This is a genomic window from Nannocystis sp. RBIL2 (assembly GCF_026626745.1).
In the GTDB taxonomy this organism is placed as follows: domain Bacteria; phylum Myxococcota_A; class Polyangia; order Nannocystales; family Nannocystaceae; genus Nannocystis.
In genome coordinates, this window is record NZ_JAPNJW010000001.1 from 3,818,427 (window position 1) to 3,840,727 (window position 22,301).

Below are 22,301 nucleotides of genomic sequence, written 5' to 3' on the forward strand. Positions count from 1 at the left end.
TCCTCACGCGCAGGTCCGCGCGACCTCACGGCCCGTACTTGCGGACCCATACGTCACTGTTGAGGTCGGGCGCCACCGTCACGGTGCCGGTCACGACCACCCCGCCGTCGGGCGTGAACGCCACGTCGGTCGCCCCGTCGACCCCGCCGTTCATGCCCGCGACGACGTCGGTCCACACCACCTCGCCGTCCGCGTCGTAGCGGCGGATCCACAGGTCCACGTCGTCCTCGCCCACGGCCGTGCCGCCGGCCGCGACGAAGCCCCCGCCCGCGACCGCCGCGATCGCGGTGGCGTCGTCGCTCTGGCCGAACTCGCCCGCGAAGGTGTCGGTCCACAGCACCTGCCCGGTGGCCTCGTACTTGCGCAGCCACGCGTCGGCGAAGCCCCCGCCCGTCTCGACGCGGCCGGCGACGTACACCACGCCGTCGAGGTCGACCGCGACGTCGAGCGCCCAGTCGTTGCCGCCCGTCCCCCCGTCGACGACGTCCGTCCACCCGGGCGCGCCATCGGGCCCGTACTGAAGCACGAGGATGTCGAACCCCTGCGCGGCCGTCGACTCGCGCCCGACCGCGTACACGTTGCCCGCGCCGTCGACCGTCACGCCGCTGAGGCTGTCGAGCCCGCCATGTTCGCCGACGTGGACGCGCGACCACAGCTCGCCGCCGTTCTCGTCGTACTTGCGCACGAAGCCGTTGGTGTCTTGGGCCTGCTTGATGTTACCGGCCACCACCGGGTCGTCGCCGGCCATCGCCACCGCCGCGCCGGCGATCGGCGCGTCGTCGGTGAACTGCCACACCAGCTGTCCGGTCGGCGTACACTTGCTCAGCCAGAACAGCCCCGGCTGCCCCTGCGCGACCGTCTGCCGGCCGACCGCGACCATGAACCCGCTCGGCTCCGCCGCCAGCCGGATCGCCGAGTCGGCGGCGTTGACTCCGCCGTCGTACTGCTGCGTCCACTGGCTGAGCCCTCCGGGGTCGAATTTTTGGATCAGCGCGTCGGGCCCGGCCGCCATGTCGACCACGCTGGCGGCGATGTAGATCTCGCCGGCCGCGTCCACCGCGATCCCGCCGGCGAGGTCCTCGCCGTTCTTGGTGCCCTCGACGATCACCGTCCAACACACCTGCCCCGGCTCGGCCTGTCCCTTGGTACAGGTGTTGGTGCAGCAGTCGTCGTCGACCTGGTTGCCGTCGTCGCACGCCTCGTCGCCGGACACGATCCCGTCGCCGCACACCGGCACGGGCGGCTCGGTGGTGCTGGTGGTGGTGAGCGTCGGGCCCGTCGTCGGATCGATCGTCGGATCGATCGTCGGATCGACGGTGGTGGTGGTCATGGTGGTCGGCCCCGCGGTGACGGGGTCGGTCATCGTCTCCGCGGTCGTGCTCCCGGTGGCGCCGCCCGGCGACGTGGGCTGACAGGCGAGTAACAGAGCGACGACGACAGCGCGAGCGGACGAGGTCATGGTCGCCGACTTTAGACCACGCCTTTCACCCGCGAAAGCCAGCCTCCTCGCGCCTTCGCGCGTTCGCGCGAGCCCCCACGGCGCCATGTCACCGGCGGGCTCAGCAGGTCGCGCCTGCGGCCTGCGCCGCGAGGCAACCACGTCGCGAGATCGGCCCGAAGTCCGCCGCCTGCGCGCCCGCTGGGCCGCCTCGCGTGCGGCGGCCCGTGCTCTGCGGTGCTCCGCGTCTTGCCCCGGGCGGCGCGCTCGCCGGGCTTGCGGCGCTATACCTCGCCACCTTTCATGGCCGGCGACGTCGTCCATTACATTCAGGATCTGAGCATCATCCTGGCGACCGCGACGGTCACCAGCATGCTGTCGCAGCGGCTCAACCAGCCGCCGGTCCTCGGTTACGTGCTCGCCGGCGTGCTGATCGGCCCCTACGTGCCCGGCATCCAGGTCGCCCGCGACACCGGCTTGCTGACCCACGACCTCTCGGAGTTCGGGGTCATCATGCTGATGTTCAGCATCGGCCTCGAGTTCAACCTGCGGAAGATCGCCCGCATCGGCCCCGCCGCCGGCCTCACCGCGCTGTTCGAGGTCGCGCTGATGATGACGCTCGGCTTCGGCTGCGCGCGCCTGTTCGGCTGGGACCGGATCGACAGCCTGTTCGTCGCCGCCTGCATCTCGAGCTCGTCGACCATGATCGCCGCCAAGGCGTTCGAGGAGCACCGCCAGCGCGCGGACTTCGTCGACCTCGCGTTCGCGATCCTCGTGTTCGACGACATGTTCACGATCCTGGTGTTCGCGCTGCTGACCGCGGTCGCCGGCGGCAGCGGCCTGTCGGCCGGCGACTTCGCCTGGTCCGTGGGCCAGCTCATCGCCTTCTTGCTCGCCCTGCTGGCCCTCGGCCTGCTGGTGATCCCGCGCTTCATCCGCCGCGCCGCCGCCCACGAGCGGCCCGAGACCCTGCTGGTCGCCAGCGTCGCCGTCTGCTTCATCATGACCTCGCTGGCCGCCGCCGCCGGCTACTCGATCGCCCTCGGCGCCTTCGTGGCCGGCATGCTGGTGTCGGAGTCGGGCGAGGGCCACAAGCTCGAGCCGCAGGTGCAGCCGCTGCGCAACATCTTCGGCGCGGTGTTCTTCGTGTCGGTGGGCATGCAGTCCGACCCGCTCGAGATCGTCACCCAGTGGCCGCTCGTGCTCGCGCTGACCGCCGTGGTCGTGGTCGGCAAGATCGTCGGCGTGTCGACCGGCGCGTTCCTCACCGGCAACGGCCTCACCAACGCCGTGCGCGCTGGCCTCGGCTGCGCCCAGAACGGCGAGTTCTCGTTCATCATCGCCGCCTTCGCCATCGCCGCCGGGATCTTGGAGCCCAACATGTTCCCGGTGGTGGTCGGCGTGTCGCTGCTGACGCAGATCAGCACGCCGTGGCTGGTGCGCCGCTCGGAGCGGCTGGCCGACGCGCTGCAGCGGTGGTTGCCCGGCCGGGTGCAGACGTTCGTCGACTTCTACGAGTCGTGGATCGAGCAGCTCCGCACGTCGCCGCGCACGGTGACGGTGTGGAGCCGGGTGCGCCGCTCGGTGATCCTGCTGGTGGTCGACGCGGCGCTGCTCATCGCCAGCGCCGCGGGCTCGAGCCTGATCCACTGGGACGTGGTCAAGTTCTTCGCCGACCGCTTCCACCTGCCGCCGTCCTTCGTCGACGTCGTGTGGGTCACGCTGTCGCTGGTGGTCGTCGCCCTGTTCTTTCTCGGCGTGCTGCGCCACCTGCGGACCGTCGCGCGCACCCTGGCGCGCATCGTCGTGCCGGCCCACGCCGACGACGGCCCCGACCTCGGCGCCGCGCCGCGCCGCGCCCTCACCGTCGCCCTCGAGGTCGCGCTCAGCCTCGCAGTCAGCGGCCCGCTGGTCGCCATCGCCCAGCCGTTCGTGCCGCTCAGCACGATCCTGTTCGTGCTCGGCCTCATCGCAGTGGTCCTCCTCTACGACGGCTGGCGCAGCCTCGCCAACCTACAGGGCCACGTGCGCGCCGGCACCGAGCTCATCGTCGCCATGCTGGCCAAGCAGAGCCACGAGGGCAACGAGGTGGACGAGGACCGGTCGCTGCCGGGCGCGCGCGACCTCCTGCCCGGCTTCCCCGACCTCGCGCCGCTGCGCCTCGACCCCGGCGACTTCGCCATCGGTCACACCCTCGCCGAGCTGCAGCTGCGCCAGCGCTCGGGCGCGACGGTGATGGCGGTCCACCGCCAATCGACGCCCGACACCTCGCCCGCGCCGTACGCCCCGCTCGCGATCGGCGACGTGCTCGCGCTCGCCGGCACCCCCGAGGCGATCGCCCGCGCGCGCCAGATCCTCGAGCGCGGGTGAGCCTCCGGGATTACGCCGAAATCACTGCGGCAAGATCTCGACGTCGTTGATCGCCTTGAGCGCCGCGCCGGCCGGGTACGCGTAGGACACGTACGTGGTGACGAAATTCTGGGTCGCGGGCGAGCCCCAGCCCCACACGGTCACGCCGAACGGGTTGGTGCTCGAGATCTCGTGGCGCCCGTTGGAGCAGCCGCCGACGTCCTGGAAGTTGCCGGTGACCAGGTCGACGCGGGTGAACTGATACTGGTCGGTGAGCGGCTGCCAGCCGCCCAGCGCGCCGGCGCAGCTCAGGTTGACGTCGGCGAACACCCCGTCCTTCTGCGCGCGGACCACCACGAGGTTGGTCTCGGAGTAGGTCGGGTCGGTGAAGAACACGTACTTGTCGAGGTACTGGGCCGACGGCACGACGTTGACCCACTCGGGGTCGCCGATGCTGTTGAAGTTCTCCCCGCCGGTCATGTACGCCGCCAGGTAGAACGGGTGGTCGACGTCCTGGCTCTTGACCGTGTAGCCGCCGCTGGAGTTGAACTCGGCGACCTGTCCCAAAGACAAGGTGTCGGGCGCGCCGGCCGGCTTGCTCGGCGTCCACGTCAGCTGGGTCCCGTCGACCATGCCGACCATGCGCCACGGCGGCGACTCCTCCTGCCCGGTGCGGTTGCGGTAGCGGACCGCCACGTACTCGTTGCCGAGCGCCTTGACCGGCGGGATCTGCTGGTGCGCCCCGTCGCACGCATATGCGCCCGTCGGCACGCTCAGGCAGCTCGCGCCGCCGAACATGCCGATGCGCTTGTTCGCCGCCACCGCCGAGCCGGTCAGCTCCTGCACCTGCTGCAGCTGGATCGTCTCGCCGCGGTTGAGCGTGTACGTGATCGGGGTGCCGGCCGGGCCGCCCTGGACCCCGTTGCCGCCGACCACCGCGACCTTCGGGTCGATGGTCACCTCGGTCCCGTCCTCGTCGGCCACGAGCGCCACCAGCGGGTTGCCGTCGGACACCACCGCGCTCTTCTGGTAGGCGTTGACTGCGATGTAGTTGGTGTCCCAGACGCTGGTCGGCAGCAGCAGCGTCGCCGACGTCGCCGCCACCGAGCCGCCGCCGTACGGCAGCATCTGGTAGGCCGCGACCGGCCGGTCGGTGCGGATGTTGAACGCGTTGCCGCGGCCGGTCCCGACCACCTGGGTCTCGACCGGCAACCCTCCGCCGGGCACGGGACAGTTGGGGAAGCTACCTGGCCCGCGGGACAGGAAGAGGATCGCCACCTCGCCGACCGGCAGGCCGGCCATGGCGTCGTAGGGGCTATAGACGATGTTGGCGCCCTGGCCCTGGGGGATCCGCGCGAAGTTGGCGACGGGCAGCTGCTGGCCGTCGTACTCGACCTCGATGTGGACCGGCTCGTTCCAGGTGTTGGCGACGAAGGCGGCGAAGCAGGTGCCGCTGGCCTCGGCGATCAGCTCGGTCTTGACCGACCAGAAGTCGCAGCCCTCGCTGCCCTTCAGCAGCTCGGCCGCCTCGCACGGCGTCATCGGCGTACACGCCCCGTCGACGCAGTAGCTGCCGGGCGCGCACACCTCGACCGGCACGCCGAGACACTCGACCGACTGCAGGTCGTCCGAACACTCGAGCTGCTGGCACTGCGGGTCGCCGGTGGTGTTGGTCGTGGTGTCGTCGGTGGTCGAGACGGTGTCGACCATCATCGTCGTGCTGCTGTCGGTCGTCGTCGCGCTGACGGTCCCCGGCTCGGTCGGCGACGTCGCAGTCCCCTCGCTGTCGGTGCCGTCGGTGGTGCTCTGCGTCCCCGAGTTCGAGCCGTTCGACGTCTCGGTGGTGGTCGGGGTGTCGGTCGTGGTCCCCTCGCTGGCGCTCACCCCCGAGGTCAGCGTCGTCGGCAGCGAGGTCGACGGCATCGTCGCCGTCACCGTCGCAGTCACCGCCGAGCCATCGTCACCGCAGCCCACCAGCGGAACCGCCAGCAGGGCCGCACACATACGCGACAAGCGAATCGAATCAGCCATCCCCGCACAGTAGAGGAAGCCCGCCCCCGCTGTCGACCGGGCCCGCGCCCCCGCGACCTGTCTTTTTCGCCATGTCATCCCCGGCGCCGCGGCGGGCGAGTGTCCGCGGCTCGGACCTGCTCACCGGCCGGGGCCGTGCAGACGGGCCCGGGACTCGTTACTCTCCGGCCTGGTGCCCGCCCTCCTCCTCGCCCTCGCCCTCGCGGCCGCGTTCGCCCCCGCGGGCCTCGACCTCGAGTGGCAGGCCCCCGAGGGCTGCCCCGCGGCCGGAGACGTCGCGGCCGCGACCTCCAGGTTGCTCGGTCGGCCGCTGGACGCCGGGGGCCCGGGAGAGCGCGTCCGCGCCAGCGGCGTCGTCACTCGCGAGGCCCGCGGCTTCCACCTCGACCTCGAGCTGCAGAGCCCCGCCGGCCGCGACCGTCGCAGCCTCCGCGATCGCCGCTGCCAGGTGCTGGCCGACGCGGCCGCCGAGATCTTCGCCACCGCGGTCGACCCCAGCCTGGCCGTCGGCGTCCCGCCCGCGCTGCCGCCCGAGCCCGATGGCACATGGCGCGAAGGACCTGCTCCTTCGGACATGACCCCGCGGACATCCGGGCATCCGCCCGCCCCGGCCCCCGCCGCCCAGCCCGCTCCGCTCGCCGCCGACGACCCGCTCGCCGCCCCGCCCACAGCGCCCGCCCCGGTCGCCGCCGACGCGCTCGACGCCCCCGCTCCGCCGCCCGCACCCGCGACGCCGCCCGACCCCTTCCGCGCCTCGCTGCGCCTCGCCGGCGTGTTCGACCAGGGCAGCCTGTCCGGCCCCACCGGCGGCCTCGGCCTCGCGCTCGGCGTCATGCGCCGCGCCTTCCGCGTCGAGCTCGGCTTCGCCGGCCTGGTCCCGCGCGAGGCCCGGCCCGACCCGGCTCAGCCGCCCGGCGCTCGCCTGTCCTTGTGGACAGCCACGCTCCGCGCCTGCGGCGTCGCCCGGTTGCGGCCGCGGCTCGAGCTGGCCGGCTGCGGCGGCGTCGAGGCCGGGGCGCTGCTCGGCGCCGGCTTCGGGGTCGAGGCCGCGCGCACGCGCCCGCAGCCGTGGTTCGCGGTGGTGGTCGGGCCCGAGCTCGCGGTCCCGGTCGCGCGGCGGCTCGCGGTCACCCTCGGCGTCGACGCGGTGGTCCCGGTGGTGCGCCCGCTGTTCGTCCTGGACGGCGTCGGACCGGTGTTCCGCGCCCATCCTGCCGCCTTCCGCGCCGTCCTCGGCGTCCAGCTGAGAATTCCGTGACGGACCGGAAGCCCGGCGGCCAATCCCCGCTCGACATGCCTCCGCTCGCCGCGCGGTCCGGTCCGTCGGGGGTCGCCCCCGAGTTCGCCGTCGTCTTCCGCGAACACCACGACTTCGTGTGGCGGATCCTCCGCTACTTCGGCGTCCCCGCCGAGGCCGTCGACGACAAGGTCCAGGACGTCTTCCTGGTCGTCTATCGCCGCTGGGACGACTTCGACCGCCGCAGCTCGATGCGCAGCTGGCTGTACGGCATCGCCCGCCGCGTCGCCGCCGACCTGCGCCGCGGCACCGCGCGCGCCGAGCGGAGGCTGCGGGCCGTGCCCGATCCGCCGCCCGCGGTCGAGCCCGACCAGGCGCTCGCGCAGGCCGAGGCCGCCGCGTTCGTCGAGCGCTTCCTCGCCACCCTCGACGACGACAAGCGCGAGGTGTTCGTCCTCGCCGAGCTCGAGTTCCTCACCGCGCCCGAGATCGCCGCCGCCACCGGCGCCAACACCAACACCGTCTACTCGCGACTTCGTGCCGCGCGCGCCCTGTTCGATCGCGCGGTGCGACGCTTCGCCCCCGAACTGCGGAGGACCCATGGCCAGCCACGATGACGACTCGCGCGACGTCCTGCTCGCCTATCGCGCGCGGCACGCCCCGTCGGCTCGCAGCGCCGCCGACAACTGGCAGCAGCTCCTGCGCCGCATCGAAGCCGGCGAGCCCGCGCCCGCGCTCGGCCCCGTCGAGGCGCCCGCGCGGTCCGGGCCGTCGTCTGCGCGCACATGGGCGTTCGGCCTGCTCGCCGCCGCCGCCGCCGCGCTGATCGCCGCCCGCCTCGTGTGGCCCGACAGCTTCTCGGCCCGCGGACGCGACGTCGGCGCCGCCGCGCCTTACCAGCACCAGCCCGACGCCCGCCCCCAGATCGTCGAGGTCGCGGACCCGCCCACTGCCGCGGTCGCGCCGAGGCCTGTCCCTTCGGACATCTCGGAAGATCCGCCCGCGCCGGTCCCCGTGGTGCAGCGGCCTGTCTCTTCGTCCATGCCCGAAAAGCCAGGCCCGGAGGTCGACCTGGCGCGCGAGCTCGCCACGGTCCGCGCCGCCGCCCAGGCAGTGCGCGACGGCGACGGCGCGACCGCCCTGCGCCGCGCCGACGAGTACCTCTCTGCGCACCCGCGCGGCTCGCTGGTGCCGGAGGCGCGGCTGCGGCGGCTCGAGGCGCTGTGCCTGCTGGGGCGCGGCGACGAAGCGCGCGGCGAGGCCGACGCCTTCCTCGCCGACTACCCACAATCACCGCTGCGCGAGCGAGCGACCGCGGCCTGCAAATCGTCGCACGATTCGGGCGAGCCGCGGCCATAGCCCGGCCGATGACACGCCTACCCCTCACCCTTTCCTTGCTCCTCCCCCTCGTCGCCGCCTGCGAGCTCAAGGGCGTCACGCTCACCGGCGGCCCCCCCGACGAGGAGACCACCACCGGCGGCGGCTCCGGCAACTCGAGCGTCGATCCGAGCGCGACCACTGCCATCGATCCGACCGGCGATCCCACCGCCACCACGGACGCGACCGATGGCACCACCGGCGAGCCGCCCGCGGCCGACGCGGTCGACATCCTGTTCGTCATCGATAACTCCGGCAGCATGGCGCGGCACCAAAGCCTGCTCGCCTCGAGCATGCCCGCCCTGCTCTCTGACCTCGACGGCGTCGACCTGCGGATCGCCGTCACCACCACCGACACCGGCAACCCGCGCTGTCCCGCCGCGCAGACCACCCCCGAGGGCGGCAAGTTCGTCCTGCGCAGCTGCATCGACGCTGCCGCCGACGGCGCGTTCGTGTTCAACGACAAGGACTTCTCGACCGCCTGCACCAACAAGTGCTCGTTCGCCGGTTCGGACTTCACGGTCACGCCCACGACCACCGCCGTCGACCCCGATCCGAAGCCCCGCGCGTGGATCGAGCGCACCGGCAGCGACCGCAACATCTCCGTCGACCTGGTCGACGCGCTGGCGTGCGCGCTGCCGCAGGGCGTCAACGGCTGCGGCTTCGAGTCGCCGCTGCAGGCGATGGCGATGGCCCTGGCCCAGGTGAACTCGCCCGACAGCGCGACCAACTACGGCTTTTTGCGCCCCGAGGCCGACCTGCGCATCATCATCGTCACCGACGAGGCCGACTGCAGCTACGACCCGGAGTTCGACGAGATCTTCTCCAGCAACAAGTCCTTCTGGCACGATCCCGACGCAGTTGCGCCGACCAGCGCCGTCTGCTTCAACGCCGGCGTGAAGTGCATCGGCGCCGGCCCGACGTACACGAGCTGCGAGGCCCAGGACTTCGCCAGCGACGGCTCGCCCGCCGCCAGTCCCGAGCAGGCTGTGCTGCACCCGGTGTCGAAGTACATCCAGATCTTGCAAGACATCCAGGCCAGCAAGACCGGCGGCGCCACGGTGCGTCTGTTCGCCGTCACCGGCGTGCCGGTCGGCTTCGAGACCGGCAACGTCCCCCTGACCTACGCCGACGATCCCGACCCGGCGCAGCAGGAGCTGTTCGGCATCGGCCCCGGCTGCGTCAGCCCCACCGACGAGACAGTCATTGCCATCCCGCCGACCCGCCTACTCAACGTCGCCGAGGCCCTCGGCACCCCGCAGTTCTTCTCGATCTGCGAGGGCAGCTACGACGCCGCCATGATCGCCGCCGGCGCCGCGCCGTGATCGCCTCGCGCCGGGCTCAAGGCCCGGCAGCGCTCACGCCGAGCGCCACGCTGGACAGGTACCACAGCCCGTCGTCCGCGGGGTCGGGGCTGTCGGTCCGCAGGAAGTAGACGCCGCCGTTGACGTACCGCCAGTGGTCGGTGCGCTCGGCGAGGATCGTGCGCTCGTCGGTCTCGGCGTCGATGCGCTCGAGCGCGCCGTCGTCGTGTTGCGTCACCAGGACGCGCTCGTCGATCCAGCGCGGATGACCGGTGACCCCGCGGACGAGCACGCGCGCGGGGGAGCCGTCGAAGTCGGCGCGCACGAGGTCGCCGTCGACCACGTCCTCCACGTGATCCGCGAAGCTCTCGAAGTTCCAGACGTTCTCGTCGCCCTGCAAGCGGAGATCGAGCGCAGTCGGCGTCGCATCGCCCGGGCGCGTGAAGTACAACTGCCCGTCGCCGCGATCGACCGAGAGGACCCCGTCGTCGAACAGCTCGAGGATCTCCCCGGGAGCCGGCAGCGCGACCGGGCGACCGTCGAGGTCGAAGGCCTCGGGCGGGAGCCCGGGGAAGAAGTGATAGACGTACCGTCCGCTCGGATCGAAGCCCCAGCTCCAGTACGGGAAGTCGCGGATGTACTGCTCGCCGTCCCAGGCGGCATCGCGGTCGAACTTGCCGAGCACGGTCGAGGTGTTGCTGCGCAGGTCGACGAGCGTGACCGTGGCGATGTCCTCGTAGTCGTACCAGATCACGTGGTCGCCGCGGCCCGCCATGCCGAGGACCTTGCCGGGGATGTCGATGATCTCGCCGGTCGAGAATTCGTAGGCGTGCAGATCGCTGGCATGGGTGTAGACGACCCACTCGTCGAGGACCATCGCGTCGTTACCACCCTGCTCGCGGATCTCCGTCACCGACGACGGGTCGGGGAAGTCGGCGAACAGGTGCAGATAACCCCAGCCGCCGCCGAACAGCACGCCGTACTCGGTCGGTCGCCCCTTGCAGCCGAGGTACGGCAGCAGCAGCTCCGGCGCCCGCTCGCCGCCGAGGTCGACGCGGTAGTGGTCCCCGTTGTCGTCGTCGCAGACGAGCGTGGGATCGTCGTCCAGCGGGTCGAGCGCGATCCGGGTCGGCAACATGCGCATGCCCTCGGCGATCAGGACCGGGTCGGCGCCGCAGACCGAGCCGGCGTAGGTCGCCTCGGTGCCATTGCCCCACATGGCGAAGTACGTCGTGTCGCGCGCGCGCTGGAGGTCGTAGTGGTGGTACGGCCCGGCGACGAGCTGGACCGGCTCGGCCCGCGTGCAGTCGGCCGGAATTGTTTCAAAGTCGTCGCCGCAGGCGAGCAGCAGCGCGAGGGCAGGGAGCAAGCAGCGTCGAAGCATCACGGCGAACCCTCCTCAGTCGGCGAATGCGCACGCAAGCGATCGTCGGCCAACAGCCACACGCCGTCGAGGGTCGAGCCGAACGGGTTCAAACGGTTGTAATAGACCCCGCGCCCCGGGTGGTACTCGAAGCGCTCGACCTGATGGTCGAGGGTCCGCGACTCGCCCGACGGCTGATGCACGAGGACCAGCACGTCATCGAGGAGCGTGATCAGGAGCTCGTCGTCGACCCGCGTGCGCACCGCGCCGACGTGACGCACCAGAAACTGCGACGGCCCGCCGTCGAGCGGCACGGCGTGCAGCTCGGAGCCGACGCGGACCTCGAGGTGATCGGCGAAGGCCTGCAGGTCGTCGAGGCTCGCGCCTGGGGGCACGGCGAGGACGGTGCCGGTGGCGGAGCCGGCGACCGCGTGACGGATCGTCGCCCCGTCCTGGAGGACGACGCCGCCGCCCGGAGGATGCGCCAGACGGACGCCCGTGCCGGCGAACGCGACCGGCACGCCGGTGAGATCGTAGGCCGAGATCGCCGAATCGGGCGTGTTGGGCAGGTGCAGCACGTGGCGACCGTCGAGGTCGAAGCGCCAACCCGGGCCCGGGTCGTCCCATTCCTGCTCGTCCTCCTCCGGGTGATACCAACCGACGAAATGGTCTTCCCCGCTGGCGAGGTCGTGCACGTGCATCGGCGCGGCGTCGCCATCCATGGCCCCGCGCCACAGCAGGTGCGTGTCGGTGTGGATGAAGGTTTCGGCGCCGGGCACGAGCAGCTCCTCCGCCCCGCTGACGAGGTCGCGCCGGCGAATGCCGCCGCCACCGACGTAAAACAGGCGCTCGCCGAACCACTCCGCGCTGCGGATGTCGGTCGCGTCGTGGAGCTCGACTGCGCCGGTGTCGGCCGGGAAGTCGGGCAGGTGCCACAGGCCGCGGTTGTTGGCCTCGCCGACGACGGGCCCGAACGGCGTGGCGACCAGGGTGTAGCAGTTGAAGTTCTCCAGCAACAGCTCGGGCCCGCGCGAACCATCGAGGTCGAGGCGGAAGAACTTGCCGTTATACAGCGAGCATACGAGCCGCGGATCTTCAGCCTCGGGCTCGTCCGGGTGAAGGCGCACCGGGCTCATCGCCAGGCCGAAATCGATGAGCTCCGCCTCGGCCCCGCAGGCCTCGCCGACGTACAGCGCGTGATCGAGGTCGCTCACCCACTGGCCCTTGAACGACACGTAGGTGTGATCGCCGGCGAAATCGACGCTGAAGCGCGGATTGTCGCTCTGGACCAGCCTGATCGGACCCTCCGCGACGCACAGATCGGAGATCTGCGGATCGCACGCGAAGAGGACGCAACATACGAACCCGAAGCGCGAACAACGCATTTGGCGGCATCCAGGCTAGCAAGCCGAGACGCCTGCGGCCAGACTTCTCCCCGCAGACTCGTCCGCGGGCCTCGCCGGCGCCTTTCGAATAGCTGTCGCGGAACCTGCGCGGCCGAGCCACTCCTATCAATAGAACACGCGCACTGTGACGACGAAGAACAGCGCGAAGCTGACGGGCCAGTAGGCCAGCTTCGGCAGGAGCACGTCGCGGTAGGCGATCAGGCGCGGGTGCGGCCCGGGTGTCGCGGTGATGAAGACCACCACGGACACCGCGAGGATCATGAAGTACGCCACGAAGTAGAAGTACTCGAGGTAGAGGATCTGCGGCGTCGACACCTCTTCGCGGATCCGCAAGTGCCCGACCAAGGCCACGAACAGCAGCGCAGCGTTGGTCGCGTAGGCGGCCGAGCTGGTGAAGCCGTGGTGCTCGGCCTTCTCCCGGTCGAGGCTGGCGGTCATGAGCACGCCGAACAGCAGCGTGGCGACGATCATCAGCGGCAGCAGGTTCGAGACGAACGCGTCGGTGAAGTTGCGCGTCAACCGGACCTCGAAGCCGAGCTCCGGCGCCTCGCCCTCGGCGGCGAAGCCGGGCAACCCGAAGCCGGTCCGCCGCTCCGTGGTCGCCAGCGAGAACTCGCTGGTCTCCACCGTCCACCCCGGCACCTGCATCCTGTCCCTGAGACCAGGTTGCAGCGCGGGGAACATCGCGTGGTAGGCGGAGAAGTTCGGCACCAGCACCACGTCCTCGGTCGGGTCGGCGTGCCACATGCGCAGGACCACGCGGCGCTCGTCGATGGGGAACTTCGCGTAGTCGACCCGGCGGTACAGCGTGGTGCGGAAGTACCAGCCGATCACCTCGCCGCGCGGCGTGTCGACCCGCCACGCGTGCCGCATCACGTCGTCGTCGACCGGGACCGCGTCGGGGAACACCACCCCGCACTTCAGCTTGCGCGGCGCCGACGGCGGGTAGAGCTGCCAGATGTGCCCGGTCAGGATCACGTCGTGCGGTCCCGGGAACACGATCGCCTGCAGCTCGATCCCCGTCTCGATCCGCATCGGCGGTGGCAGCCCCGCCCGGCCGGTCCGCTGCGTCAGCTCGGCGACGAAGCGATCGACCGAGTCGGGGTCGAACACCGGCGTCGCGTGCGACGGGTCGACGCCCTCCAGCTCGAGCCGCCACACGAACACCACCCCGACCGCGAACGGCAGCGTCGCCGCGGCCGCGAGCCACCACGGGCTCATCGTCGACCTCCCGCCAGCAGCAGCCCCGCAGTCGCAGTCAGCGTCGCCAGCACCGCGACGACGATGTCGAGCTGCCGCCGCCGCAGCGACGGCTCGGCCGCGACGATGTCGTCGCGCAGGATCACCGCGACCAGCGACCCGCCCGAGGCCGGGATCGGCGCCTGGATCATCACCGCCTCGCGCCCGGTCAGCGGATCGGTGGCCTGCAGGCTGCCCGCCACGCTGTCGGCGGCGCGCCGTCCGACCTCGCGCAGCCGCGCATCACCTGTCTCTTCGGCCAGCTGATCGGGCGTCCTGGCCGCGCGCACCCAGTCGACCTTCGGGTGCGACAGCGATCGGCCCTCGCGCGACAGCACCCAGGTGTAGCCGAACCGCCCGGCGGGCAACGACTGCCGCAGGGCCTCGAGATCGTGCAGCGACAGGCTGGCGCACACGTGGCCCCGCGCGTCCTCGCGGCCGGGCGGCGCCCAGGCCTCGCAGTACAGCGCGATGTAGTGCCCCGTATAGGAGCCGCGAATCGGCCCACCCCATCCAGCGCCTGCGAGCGCGAGCGCGGCGGCGTACCAGTCGGTGGTGCGGACGTCGAGGACGCGATCGAGCCGCACGAAGCTCCGCCCCTGCCCCGCGCGGAGGTTGGCCGGGGCCAGCAGCGCGCCATCCGAGCCAGGGAACACGACCACCACGCCGAACAGGTGCGGGTGCGTCGCGGTCTCGCGGGCCAGCCGGCGCTCGACCCCGGCCAGCGCGAGTCGCCCCGCCTCGAGGTCGGCGACGAGGCCGCGCACCACCGCCATGCACTCGCGGTGATCGCCGTCGACCGCCGCCGCCGCCGCCCGCGTCGCGCTCGCCACGTCCTCGTACACCGTCCGCAGCAGCGCCGCCCGGGCGCGAAAGAACTCGCGGGCGTGCAGCGCCACCAGCACGAGCCCGAGCGACAGCACCAGCTCCGCCGCGACGGCGCGCCTGGGACTGCAGGGCGACATCCGCCCAAGCCTACGCGCGAGCGCGGCGTCGGCCCCGCCGCGCGGGCGATCGCGCCCTGTCGGTCGGCGCGCCGGGAGATCGGCGGCCTCGCGCGCCGACGCGGGCGCGGGTGCGCGGCTCTCGACCGCTCGCGCCCGCGCCGCCCGCCGCCCGCCTCAGCCCGACTGCTTCAGGCCGAGGCCGGGGTGCCAGATCGGCCGCGCGCCGCGGGCCCGCTCCATCTCGTCGAGCGTGTGGAGCGCCCCCAGGCCGGTGGCGATACATGCCTTTTCGGCCATGTCCTTTTGCGCAGGCGAGATGAACACGTCGTCGGCGCGGGTGGCATAGACCGCGCACACCGCCCCGGCCGAGAACCCGCGCAGGGTCGCCAGCGTCAGCAGGCACGCCGTCTCCATCTCGAGGTTCTTGACGCCCTGACGGGCCAGGCGCTCGACGATGTCGGGCTCGCGCGGCGGGAAGCCCATGATCGAGCGGCCCTGGCCGGCGTAGAAGCTCGGGGACGTGGCCGTCACGCCGACGTGCCAGCGCTGGCCGATCGCGTCGGCGGCGGCCGCCAGGGCCATCACCGCCTGCGGGTCGGCGACCGCGGGGTACGAGTCCTCGACGTAGAAGCGCGTGGTGTTCTCGAGCCGCAGCGCGGCCTGCGAGATCACCAGGTCGCCGAGCCCCATCCCCGGCTGGAGCGCCCCGGTGCTGCCGCAGCGGATCATCACCGGCCGCTCGACGCACTGGCACAGCTCGACGATCGCGATCTCGGTGCTGGCCGCGCCCATGCCGGTGCCCATCACGCTGACGCGCAGGCCCTGATGGACGCCGGTGATCGTCACGTACTCGCGGTTCGAGCGCTCGAGCTCGACCTTTTCGAAGGTGCCGGCGACCCGGCGGGCGCGCTCGGGGTCGCCGACGAGGATCACGTGGCGGGCCACCTCGCCGGGCTTGAGAGCGATGTGGTACTGGCGGCCCTCCGCGTCGCGGACGTTGGTGGCGGACTCGTAGCCTTGCGTCATGTCTGCTCCTGACCTGTCCCGACGACCCTGTCGAAGGGGACATCTTCGTCCCAGCCGGCGACGATCGCCACCGACGCGCTGGCGCCCAGGCGCGAGGCGCCGGCGGCCAGCATGGCCCGGGCCGCCGCCGCGTCGGCGATCCCGCCGCTCGCCTTGACGCCGAATTCCGGGCCGACGGCGGCGCGCATCCGCTGCACCGCCGCGACCGTCGCCCCGCCGGGCCCGAAGCCCGTCGAGGTCTTCACGAAGCGGGCCCCGCCGGCCACGCCGAGGCGGCACGCGACGTCGATCTCCTCGGGGGTCAGCAGCGCGGTCTCGAGGATCACCTTGGTGAGGTGCTCCCCGCCGGCCGCGCCGACCACTCCCTGGATGTCCGCGAGGACAGCCGCCTCGTCGCCGTCGCGCAGGGCCCCGAGCGCGATCACCATGTCGAGCTCGTCGGCCCCATCGGCCACGGCCTGCGCCGCCTCGGCGGCCTTGATCGCCGGCGTGTTGGCCCCGAGCGGGAAGCCGATCACCGTGCAGACCTTCGCGCTCGCGCCCAGCGACGCCAGCGTGGCGCGGGCCAGCGCGACGCGGGAGGGCTGCACGCACACGCTGAAGAACCCGCCCTCGTGAGCCTCACGGCACAGCTGTTCGACCTGCGCCGCGGTCGCGGTGGCGCGCAGCAGCGTGTGGTCGATGGTGGCGGCGAGCTCGGTGCGGCGCATCGGCCTCAGTCGAGGCACTGACGCAGCTCGTTGTTGATGTCGTTCGGCAGGTCGGGGCAGTCGGCCTCGTCTTCGAGGGCTTCGCCGGCGCAGCCGAGACGGGCGAGGTCGGTGCAGGTCTTGTCGTTGAGGCAGCTGGCGAGGCGGTTCTGGACCGCGGTGCGGCAGTCGAGCTGCGCCTCGTAGTTGGCCTCGGCGTTCTTGAACAGCGCCTCGACGCAGGCCTGCTCGCCGGCGTCGGGAGGAGCCTCCTCGCGGCACTCTTCCTCTGACGAGTAGCCGCCGTTGCCGCACGAGCAGGAGGCCAATGCCGCGGCGACCAGGGACTCGTTGTAGTCGTCGACGTGCGGGCCGACCCCGCAACCCGCGGCGAGCGCGACCAGGACGGACACGATGGGCATGGAGAGGCGCTTCATGGGCAGTTCGCTCCTGCGGCCGTGACGGCCGGCGCGCGGACCATAACAGCAGGGACCGCGTGCGACAACCGCGTTGTCTACCCGGTGACCGCCGCCGACCTGGTACATTGCGCGCACGATGGTCGCTCGCTGGTTCTGGTCCTTCGCCTTCACCCAGCTGGTGGAGGTGCCGATCTACCTGCGCGCTCTGGGCGGACCCGACCGCGTGGCGCCGCTCCCGTGGCCGCAGCGGGTGGGGCTTGCCTTCCTCGCCTCGGCGCTCACGCACCCCTATGTGTGGTTCGTATTCTTCGGGGTGTTCTACTCGCGCGCCTACGAGGACCTCGGCTACCGCTGGCCGTTCCTCGAGGCCCACCGCTACACCATCTACTTCATCCTCGCCGAGACCTTCGCGGTGGTCGTCGAGGCCCTGCTGCTGCGCGGCTGCGGGCTGCGGCGCGCCTTCTTGTGGTCGCTGCTGGCCAACGCCACCAGCGCCGGCCTCGGCTTCTTCAGCCGCCACTTCATCGGCTGGCCCTGACGACATGCGAAAAAGGACAGGTCCCTCGAGACCTGTCCTGTAGGGCATGCCCGAGAGGGCATGTCCGATCGCTCAGTAGCGGCGAGCCGGCGGCGGCGGCGCGTACTGGTTGTGGCGCTCGCTGGTGGCCGGGAACGGCCGCGGGTCGTGCGGCGGCGACGGCGAGAAGTACGGGTCGACGATGATCCCGCGGGCGCGCAGGTTCTCGGTGCTGTCGTAGTAGACCGTCATCATCACGTCGGGCCGGCGCTTGTGGCGGCGCTCGAAAGTCACCTCGCGCACCGAGCTGTAGGTCGTCTCGCCGTACTGCGTGCCGAGCCGCGGGCTCGGATCGTACGGGGAGGCCGTCTCGGCGTGCGCGGAGCCGCCGCGCGGACCCGCCGCGCTCTTGGCCGCCGGCGCGTCGGCCGGCGCGGGCGCGGGCGCAGGCGCCGAGCGGCTCTGCTCGGCCCCGCGGGCGTCGTAGTCGCCGTAGTACGGCTCGTAGTAGGGCCGCGTGGCGATCGGCGGCGGCGGCTCGCGCCGCAGCTTGCGCGGCTGGTGCTCCTTGAACACCGCCACGCCGATCACGCCGACGTGCTGCGGCGTGCCCCAGCGGCCCGAGTAGCTGTTGCCGACGTCGGTGAAGCGGAACGCCGCTACGCTGTCGAGCGACTGGCGGAAGCCCTCGATCAGCACCGAGCCGTACGGCTCTAATACGTAGCCGCGCTGCGTCTTGTAGTTGCCGAGCTGCCCGCTCACCACGTCGCGCCCGTCGACCGTCACCACCGCCTCGACGCGCTCGCCCGAGTTGTTGCGGACGCGGATGTTGTAGCGCTCGCCCATCTGCCCGGCCACGAACACCGAGCCGCGGTGCTGGTAGGTCGCCAGCGCCCCGCCGTACGCGCTCTCGAGCGACAGCGACACCTCCTGGCCCCACGGCGGCGCCACCAGCTGCCCCGAATCGCTCCACGGCCGGTGGGCCTCGGCGACGCCCGGTCCGCAGGCGAACACCGCCGCGCCGAGGAGAAGGGTCGCCATCAGGCCGAAGGACTTGCTGCTGGGTCGTCGCATGATCGTCTGTCTCCGCAGGCCCCGAAACGCCGCCGGGGGCTCGTCAAGGCCGCTCGCCGGCCTCGCGCCCCGAACGCCCCCCTCTCCCCGCGGCTTACAGCCGGCAAATCCGTGAAGATCGTCACGCCTCCGGCCCCGAGGTCGCGAGCGCCCGCGCGCTACCCTTCGCAGCCGTGCCGCCCCGCCGCTCCCTCCTCGCTGTCGCGCTCGCCTTTGGCCTGTCTCTCGGGACAGCTTGCAAGGGCCGCCCGTCCGCCGCGCCCGAGCCCGGCGCCGCGCAGGTCGCCATGGGGTCGTGGCAGGAGTGGCTCGCGCTGACGCCGCTGGTCGACGCCGCTCGCTCGCACGCCGGCCCCACCACCGTCGCCGCGCTCGAGAAGGCCAGCAAGCTGCTCCGCGACGGCAAGGCCCGCACCGCCGACGACACCCTCGCCGCGCTGGCCGACAGCGAGGGCCGCCACTGGATCACCGTCGCCCGCGCCGACCTGGCCGCGCTCTACTTCACGGTGTGCATCCGCGGCGTCGCCTGGCGGCTGGTCGACCTCGACGCCAAGACCCCGCCCACGCGCAAGAGCGACTACAGCGAGGACACCAAGCTCGGCCCCGGCGACATCGCCGTCGAGGCGATGCTGACCAACCTCGACGCCGCGCTCACCGCCAAGGAGCCGATCCTCCAGACCCAGGCGCGGATCGCCCGCGCCCGCGCGACCGCCTACGTGTCGCGCTGCCCGCCCTCGAAGGAGGCCGCCGAGATGGCCCAGGGCATCCTCAAGGGCGACCTCGCGGCCCTCGCCGCCGAGAACCACCTCACCCCCGACCTCGCGTTCCTGTGGGCCGGCGTGCAGATGGGCGAGTACTCCGGCGCCGCCGCCAAGCCGTTCCTGCTGCTCGCCCGCGAGGGCGGCTACGACGAGCCGACGATCGCCACCATGCTGGCCGTCATCGCCCTCGAGCAGCGCGAGTTCGCGGCCGCCGACAAGCACGCCGCCGAGGCCGAGGCCAACTACAAGAAGCTCGGCGACATCGGCCAGCAGGCTCAGGCGCTGTTCCTCCGCGGCGAGGTCGCCCGCAACAAGGGCGACCTCAAGGCCGCGCGCGGCTTCTACGAGGCCGCGCGCAAGCTCGACGGCTCGCATCTGCCGTCGCTGCTCGGCCTCACGCGCATGACCCTCGCCGCCGACGGCCAGAGCGCCGCGATCCGCCAGCTCCAGGCGGCCTTCCCGACGATCCTCCTCGAGGGCCCGCTGGTCGCCGACAAGCTCGAGCTCGCGCTCGACAACCTCGAGGCCTACGTCACCCTCCCGGCCGAGAACGACCTCATCACGGTCTGCCGCGACGCCCTCCTCGTCGACGTCGAGCTCGAGAAGGACCTGATGCGCCGCGGCCTGCGCTACTTCTTCGCCGCCACCATGGACGCCCGCCTGGCCGAGTACGACCACGCCCGCTCGCACGCCGTCCTCGCCCGCGACGAGTTCGACAACGCCAAGTTGCCGCCGCCGATCGACATCAACGCGTTCATCGAGCGGCTCGACCGCGTGCAGTGACGGGAATGCGCCGTAGTGGCGCCGGGTACCGTCGGCATATGCGAACGGCCCCGGTAGTCCTCTCGCTCGCCTTCCTCGCCGCCTGCGGCGAAGAAGACAGCGCCCCCGTCCAGCCCGCCACCCTCACCGACCAGAGCGGCGCGGTGTTCGGCTGGGAGTGCGACGACGACATGCACTGCCGCCTGAGCCTGCTCGAAGACTCTCCGCCGCTCCCCGTCGACGATTGCGGCCCGAAGCTCAAGCCCACCTACAGCTATTCGTGGGGCCACCTGATCGAGCTGTCGGCCGTATGCGCCGACTCGGAGGGCTGGGTCAGCTTCCCGCGGCTCGGCCGGTTCGTCGTGTGCGAGTCCGACAGCGAGTGCCCGATCCTCGGCGACGACTCGTACGAGTGCAACGCCGGCTTCTGCAAGAACTCCGACCAGGCGGAGTCCTTCGACCAGCTGCCGAACCGCTGGGCGATGGAGCAGATCTGCCTCGGCGACATCCCGCGCTACGAGCCCTACGAGGCCTCGCCCGAGCTCGCCGCCGCGATCGAAAAAGCCTGCCCCGGCGGGCCCAACGACCCGTGCCTCGACCTGCCGGAGGGCTGCCGCGACCCGCGGGGCTGAGGGCCGCCGGAACAGCGCTCATGGCCGCCCGCGCGTCCCCGACACGCCGCTCGCCTGCGCCGCGGCGGGCCCGTGTTAGGCTGCGGCCATGCGACGTCTCGCGGTCCTCCCGCTGTTCGCTGCCGCCTGCATCATCGGCGAAGATCCGGTCGAGGAGATCAACCCCGAGCGGTTGACCGATCAGAGCGGCGCCGTGTTCGGGTGGGATTGCTCGCAGTACACCGGCTGCGAGGTGCGGCGGATCTCGGGCTCCGCCCCGCTGCCGAGCTGCGAGGGCGACGACCGGGCGTGGTACGGCTATTCGTGGTCGCGCTTCATCTCGATCGACGGCGCCTGCGTCGACCCTCGCGGCTATGGGGCGTGGCAGTTCGTCGACGAGTGGAGCCGCATGATCGTGTGCGAGACCGACGCCGACTGCCCGCAGCTCAACTTCTTCCTCGAGCCGGACGAGTTCGAGTGCCGCGCCGGCTACTGCCAGAGCACCGACCCCATCGCCTACCCGCCGGACGCGCTGCCGCGCCGCTTCGAGATGATCGACCTCTGCCTCGGCGACGTCGCCCGCGAGGACGGCTGGAGCGACAGCGAGGAGTTCTGGGCCGCGCTCGACGAGGCCTGCCCGGCCGATGCCCCGCGCCAGCCGTGCAAGTCGCTGCCGCCGGGCTGCCCCGACACCCGCGAGTGACTCGCCATCGTCCGCGAGTCACTGCCCTCGAGTCGCTCTCGCTACGGGCCTGCGCCCGCGAGTGATTCGCGGCTCAGGCGATGAGGCCCGAGCGCGCGTCCTCGGGCAGGTGCTCGAGCGCCGCCGCCAGCTGGTCGCGCACCGCCGCCGCGATCTTCTTGAGCAGCGCCTGCGCCTGCTCCTTGTTGCCGCCGGCGTCGACGAACGCGTCGTACTCGACGCGGGCGAACTCCAGCATCACCACGGGACCTGGCTGAAGAGACAGGAGCGGCCACGAGTAGCGCTCGACCGAGTGCTCGGCGTTGGGCGACAGCCGCCAGCGGTTGGCCAGCATGAAGCGGTCGTGGCCCTCGAGCGCCGCGGCCAGCGGCCCGCCGAGCTTGGCGATCACCGCGTCGCGGCTGGTCAGCAGGCGGTGCTGCAGCTTGAACGCCTCGAGCCGCTCGCGCCGGTCGTGCGGCGGGTAGCGCGGGTCGTCGCGGCGGAACGCCAGCCACGACAGGAACTCGTGGTTGTGCCGCCACGCCAGCCGCTGGGCCTCGATCTCGGCGACCAGCTTGGCGATGCGGTTCGAGTGGCGGCGCTTCAGCGACACGCCGGTCTCGGTCATCATCTCGCGGATCTCCCGCGAGAACAGCGACAGCGAGGTGTGGCTGCGGGTCTCGTCGATCGCCTCGAGCGCGAGCCCGACGCCGAGGCCGACGTGCGCGGCGATCTGGATCGTCGTCACCACGATCCGCTCGTACAGGATCGGCATCACCAGCTTGAGCTCGTCCTGCGCGACCGTGCGCGCCTTCTCGAGCGCCTCCTGCTTGGCCGCGGTCAAGCTGCGGCGGAGCTCCGCAACCGTGGGGTCGTACGCCGGGTTGTCCGCGTGCGAGAGGAAGACTTCCCTTGCCGAAGCCATGGGGCGCTAACAGTAAGCAACATCGCCGCGCCTGGCTATAACTTGGCGAGATCCGGCGCGGATCATCCACGCGGCGCACATGCGGGCGACCGCGCGCGGGCCCGCCCGGCCGTGCGCCCCCCGCGAAGGCCCCCCGCGGCG

Annotated in this window: 20 protein-coding genes; 9 read left to right on the forward strand and 11 right to left on the reverse strand. The window is 72.0% G+C overall.

All coding sequences use genetic code 11. The annotated features are described in order from the left end of the window. Positions 1–25: 25 nt before the first annotated feature. The gene (locus tag OV090_RS14935) at positions 26–1,459 is read right to left on the reverse strand and encodes a DUF4215 domain-containing protein (RefSeq protein ID WP_267704303.1); all 1,434 of its coding nucleotides are present in this window, start codon (positions 1,457–1,459) and stop codon (positions 26–28) included. A 282-nt stretch (positions 1,460–1,741) separates the two neighbouring features. Here OV090_RS14935 and OV090_RS14940 point away from each other — a divergent pair, with 282 nt between their 5' ends. Continuing rightward, entirely contained in the window at positions 1,742–3,808 is a 2,067-nt protein-coding gene (locus OV090_RS14940) for a cation:proton antiporter (RefSeq protein ID WP_267704304.1), read from the forward strand. 21 nt (positions 3,809–3,829) lie between these two features. On the opposite strand, the gene OV090_RS14945 is transcribed toward OV090_RS14940, so the two are convergent. Then, a complete protein-coding gene (locus tag OV090_RS14945) occupies positions 3,830–5,791 on the reverse strand; it encodes an IgGFc-binding protein (RefSeq protein WP_267707115.1) in 1,962 nt (653 codons plus the stop codon). 199 nt (positions 5,792–5,990) lie between these two features. On the opposite strand from OV090_RS14945, the gene OV090_RS14950 reads away from it, so the two are divergent. Genes OV090_RS14950 through OV090_RS14965 form a run of 4 tightly spaced genes read left to right on the forward strand, consistent with a single transcriptional unit; the run spans position 5,991 to position 9,757 of the window. Beyond that, on the forward strand, positions 5,991–7,076 hold the full coding sequence (locus tag OV090_RS14950) for a hypothetical protein (RefSeq protein ID WP_267704305.1): 1,086 nt from the start codon (positions 5,991–5,993) through the stop codon (positions 7,074–7,076). After that, on the forward strand, positions 7,073–7,672 hold the full coding sequence (locus OV090_RS14955) for a sigma-70 family RNA polymerase sigma factor (RefSeq protein ID WP_267704306.1): 600 nt from the start codon (positions 7,073–7,075) through the stop codon (positions 7,670–7,672). The genes OV090_RS14950 and OV090_RS14955 overlap by 4 nt, the downstream gene beginning before the upstream one ends. Next, complete coding sequence (locus OV090_RS14960; protein WP_267704307.1) at positions 7,656–8,414, forward strand: hypothetical protein; 759 nt, start codon at positions 7,656–7,658, stop codon at positions 8,412–8,414. The genes OV090_RS14955 and OV090_RS14960 overlap by 17 nt, the downstream gene beginning before the upstream one ends. 35 nt (positions 8,415–8,449) lie before the next feature. Then, positions 8,450–9,757, forward strand: a complete 1,308-nt coding sequence (locus tag OV090_RS14965) for a hypothetical protein (protein ID WP_267704308.1) — start codon at positions 8,450–8,452, stop codon at positions 9,755–9,757. Positions 9,758–9,773: 16 nt separating this feature from the next. Here the strand turns inward: OV090_RS14965 and OV090_RS14970 are convergent, their stop codons facing one another. From OV090_RS14970 to OV090_RS15000, 7 genes are all read right to left on the reverse strand, one after another. After that, the gene (locus tag OV090_RS14970) at positions 9,774–11,123 is read right to left on the reverse strand and encodes a hypothetical protein (protein ID WP_267704309.1); all 1,350 of its coding nucleotides are present in this window, start codon (positions 11,121–11,123) and stop codon (positions 9,774–9,776) included. After that, positions 11,120–12,484: a hypothetical protein gene (locus OV090_RS14975; protein WP_267704310.1), complete on the reverse strand. Its 1,365-nt coding sequence runs from the start codon at positions 12,482–12,484 to the stop codon at positions 11,120–11,122. The genes OV090_RS14970 and OV090_RS14975 overlap by 4 nt, the downstream gene beginning before the upstream one ends. A gap of 126 nt (positions 12,485–12,610) precedes the next feature. Then, positions 12,611–13,726, reverse strand: coding sequence for a hypothetical protein (locus OV090_RS14980; protein ID WP_267704311.1), 1,116 nt, complete (start codon positions 13,724–13,726; stop codon positions 12,611–12,613). Further along, positions 13,723–14,709: a hypothetical protein gene (locus OV090_RS14985; protein WP_267704312.1), complete on the reverse strand. Its 987-nt coding sequence runs from the start codon at positions 14,707–14,709 to the stop codon at positions 13,723–13,725. The genes OV090_RS14980 and OV090_RS14985 overlap by 4 nt, the downstream gene beginning before the upstream one ends. A 156-nt stretch (positions 14,710–14,865) precedes the next feature. Then, positions 14,866–15,717 carry a nucleoside phosphorylase gene (locus OV090_RS14990; RefSeq protein ID WP_267704313.1) on the reverse strand — a complete coding sequence of 284 codons (852 nt, stop codon included), beginning with the start codon at positions 15,715–15,717 and terminating at the stop codon, positions 14,866–14,868. Then, positions 15,714–16,427, reverse strand: a complete 714-nt coding sequence (gene deoC / locus OV090_RS14995) for a deoxyribose-phosphate aldolase (RefSeq protein ID WP_267704314.1) — start codon at positions 16,425–16,427, stop codon at positions 15,714–15,716. Before deoC ends, OV090_RS14990 begins: the two co-directional genes overlap by 4 nt. 5 nt (positions 16,428–16,432) lie before the next feature. Further along, positions 16,433–16,843: a hypothetical protein gene (locus tag OV090_RS15000; protein ID WP_267704315.1), complete on the reverse strand. Its 411-nt coding sequence runs from the start codon at positions 16,841–16,843 to the stop codon at positions 16,433–16,435. Positions 16,844–16,961: 118 nt separating this feature from the next. On the opposite strand from OV090_RS15000, the gene OV090_RS15005 reads away from it, so the two are divergent. Beyond that, the gene (locus OV090_RS15005; protein WP_267704316.1) at positions 16,962–17,363 is read left to right on the forward strand and encodes a hypothetical protein; all 402 of its coding nucleotides are present in this window, start codon (positions 16,962–16,964) and stop codon (positions 17,361–17,363) included. A 72-nt stretch (positions 17,364–17,435) separates the two neighbouring features. On the opposite strand, the gene OV090_RS15010 is transcribed toward OV090_RS15005, so the two are convergent. Further along, positions 17,436–18,416 (reverse strand): hypothetical protein, encoded by a 981-nt coding sequence (locus tag OV090_RS15010; protein WP_267704317.1) that lies wholly within the window; start codon positions 18,414–18,416, stop codon positions 17,436–17,438. 173 nt (positions 18,417–18,589) lie between these two features. Between OV090_RS15010 and OV090_RS15015 the strand changes: the two genes are divergently transcribed. From OV090_RS15015 to OV090_RS15025, 3 genes are all read left to right on the forward strand, one after another. Further along, positions 18,590–19,960, forward strand: coding sequence for a hypothetical protein (locus OV090_RS15015; protein WP_267704318.1), 1,371 nt, complete (start codon positions 18,590–18,592; stop codon positions 19,958–19,960). A gap of 38 nt (positions 19,961–19,998) precedes the next feature. After that, positions 19,999–20,571 (forward strand): hypothetical protein, encoded by a 573-nt coding sequence (locus OV090_RS15020; protein ID WP_267704319.1) that lies wholly within the window; start codon positions 19,999–20,001, stop codon positions 20,569–20,571. Positions 20,572–20,659: 88 nt separating this feature from the next. After that, complete coding sequence (locus OV090_RS15025; RefSeq protein WP_267704320.1) at positions 20,660–21,253, forward strand: hypothetical protein; 594 nt, start codon at positions 20,660–20,662, stop codon at positions 21,251–21,253. 73 nt (positions 21,254–21,326) lie between these two features. Here the strand turns inward: OV090_RS15025 and OV090_RS15030 are convergent, their stop codons facing one another. Next, on the reverse strand, positions 21,327–22,160 hold the full coding sequence (locus OV090_RS15030; RefSeq protein ID WP_267704321.1) for a hypothetical protein: 834 nt from the start codon (positions 22,158–22,160) through the stop codon (positions 21,327–21,329). Positions 22,161–22,301: the final 141 nt, after the last annotated feature.

Excerpts from the sequence above, each read along its gene's own strand:
- OV090_RS14935 (WP_267704303.1), bottom strand. The coding sequence starts at position 1,459 with ATGACCTCGTCCGCTCGCGCTGTCGTCGTCGCTCTGTTACTCGCCTGT.
- OV090_RS14940 (WP_267704304.1), top strand. The coding sequence starts at position 1,742 with ATGGCCGGCGACGTCGTCCATTACATTCAGGATCTGAGCATCATCCTG.
- OV090_RS14945 (WP_267707115.1), bottom strand. The coding sequence starts at position 5,791 with ATGTGTGCGGCCCTGCTGGCGGTTCCGCTGGTGGGCTGCGGTGACGAT.
- OV090_RS14960 (WP_267704307.1), top strand. The coding sequence starts at position 7,656 with ATGGCCAGCCACGATGACGACTCGCGCGACGTCCTGCTCGCCTATCGC.
- OV090_RS14975 (WP_267704310.1), bottom strand. The coding sequence starts at position 12,484 with ATGCGTTGTTCGCGCTTCGGGTTCGTATGTTGCGTCCTCTTCGCGTGC.
- OV090_RS14980 (WP_267704311.1), bottom strand. The coding sequence starts at position 13,726 with ATGAGCCCGTGGTGGCTCGCGGCCGCGGCGACGCTGCCGTTCGCGGTC.
- OV090_RS14985 (WP_267704312.1), bottom strand. The coding sequence starts at position 14,709 with ATGTCGCCCTGCAGTCCCAGGCGCGCCGTCGCGGCGGAGCTGGTGCTG.
- OV090_RS14990 (WP_267704313.1), bottom strand. The coding sequence starts at position 15,717 with ATGACGCAAGGCTACGAGTCCGCCACCAACGTCCGCGACGCGGAGGGC.
- deoC (WP_267704314.1), bottom strand. The coding sequence starts at position 16,427 with ATGCGCCGCACCGAGCTCGCCGCCACCATCGACCACACGCTGCTGCGC.
- OV090_RS15000 (WP_267704315.1), bottom strand. The coding sequence starts at position 16,843 with ATGAAGCGCCTCTCCATGCCCATCGTGTCCGTCCTGGTCGCGCTCGCC.
- OV090_RS15005 (WP_267704316.1), top strand. The coding sequence starts at position 16,962 with ATGGTCGCTCGCTGGTTCTGGTCCTTCGCCTTCACCCAGCTGGTGGAG.
- OV090_RS15010 (WP_267704317.1), bottom strand. The coding sequence starts at position 18,416 with ATGCGACGACCCAGCAGCAAGTCCTTCGGCCTGATGGCGACCCTTCTC.
- OV090_RS15020 (WP_267704319.1), top strand. The coding sequence starts at position 19,999 with ATGCGAACGGCCCCGGTAGTCCTCTCGCTCGCCTTCCTCGCCGCCTGC.
- OV090_RS15025 (WP_267704320.1), top strand. The coding sequence starts at position 20,660 with ATGCGACGTCTCGCGGTCCTCCCGCTGTTCGCTGCCGCCTGCATCATC.
- OV090_RS15030 (WP_267704321.1), bottom strand. The coding sequence starts at position 22,160 with ATGGCTTCGGCAAGGGAAGTCTTCCTCTCGCACGCGGACAACCCGGCG.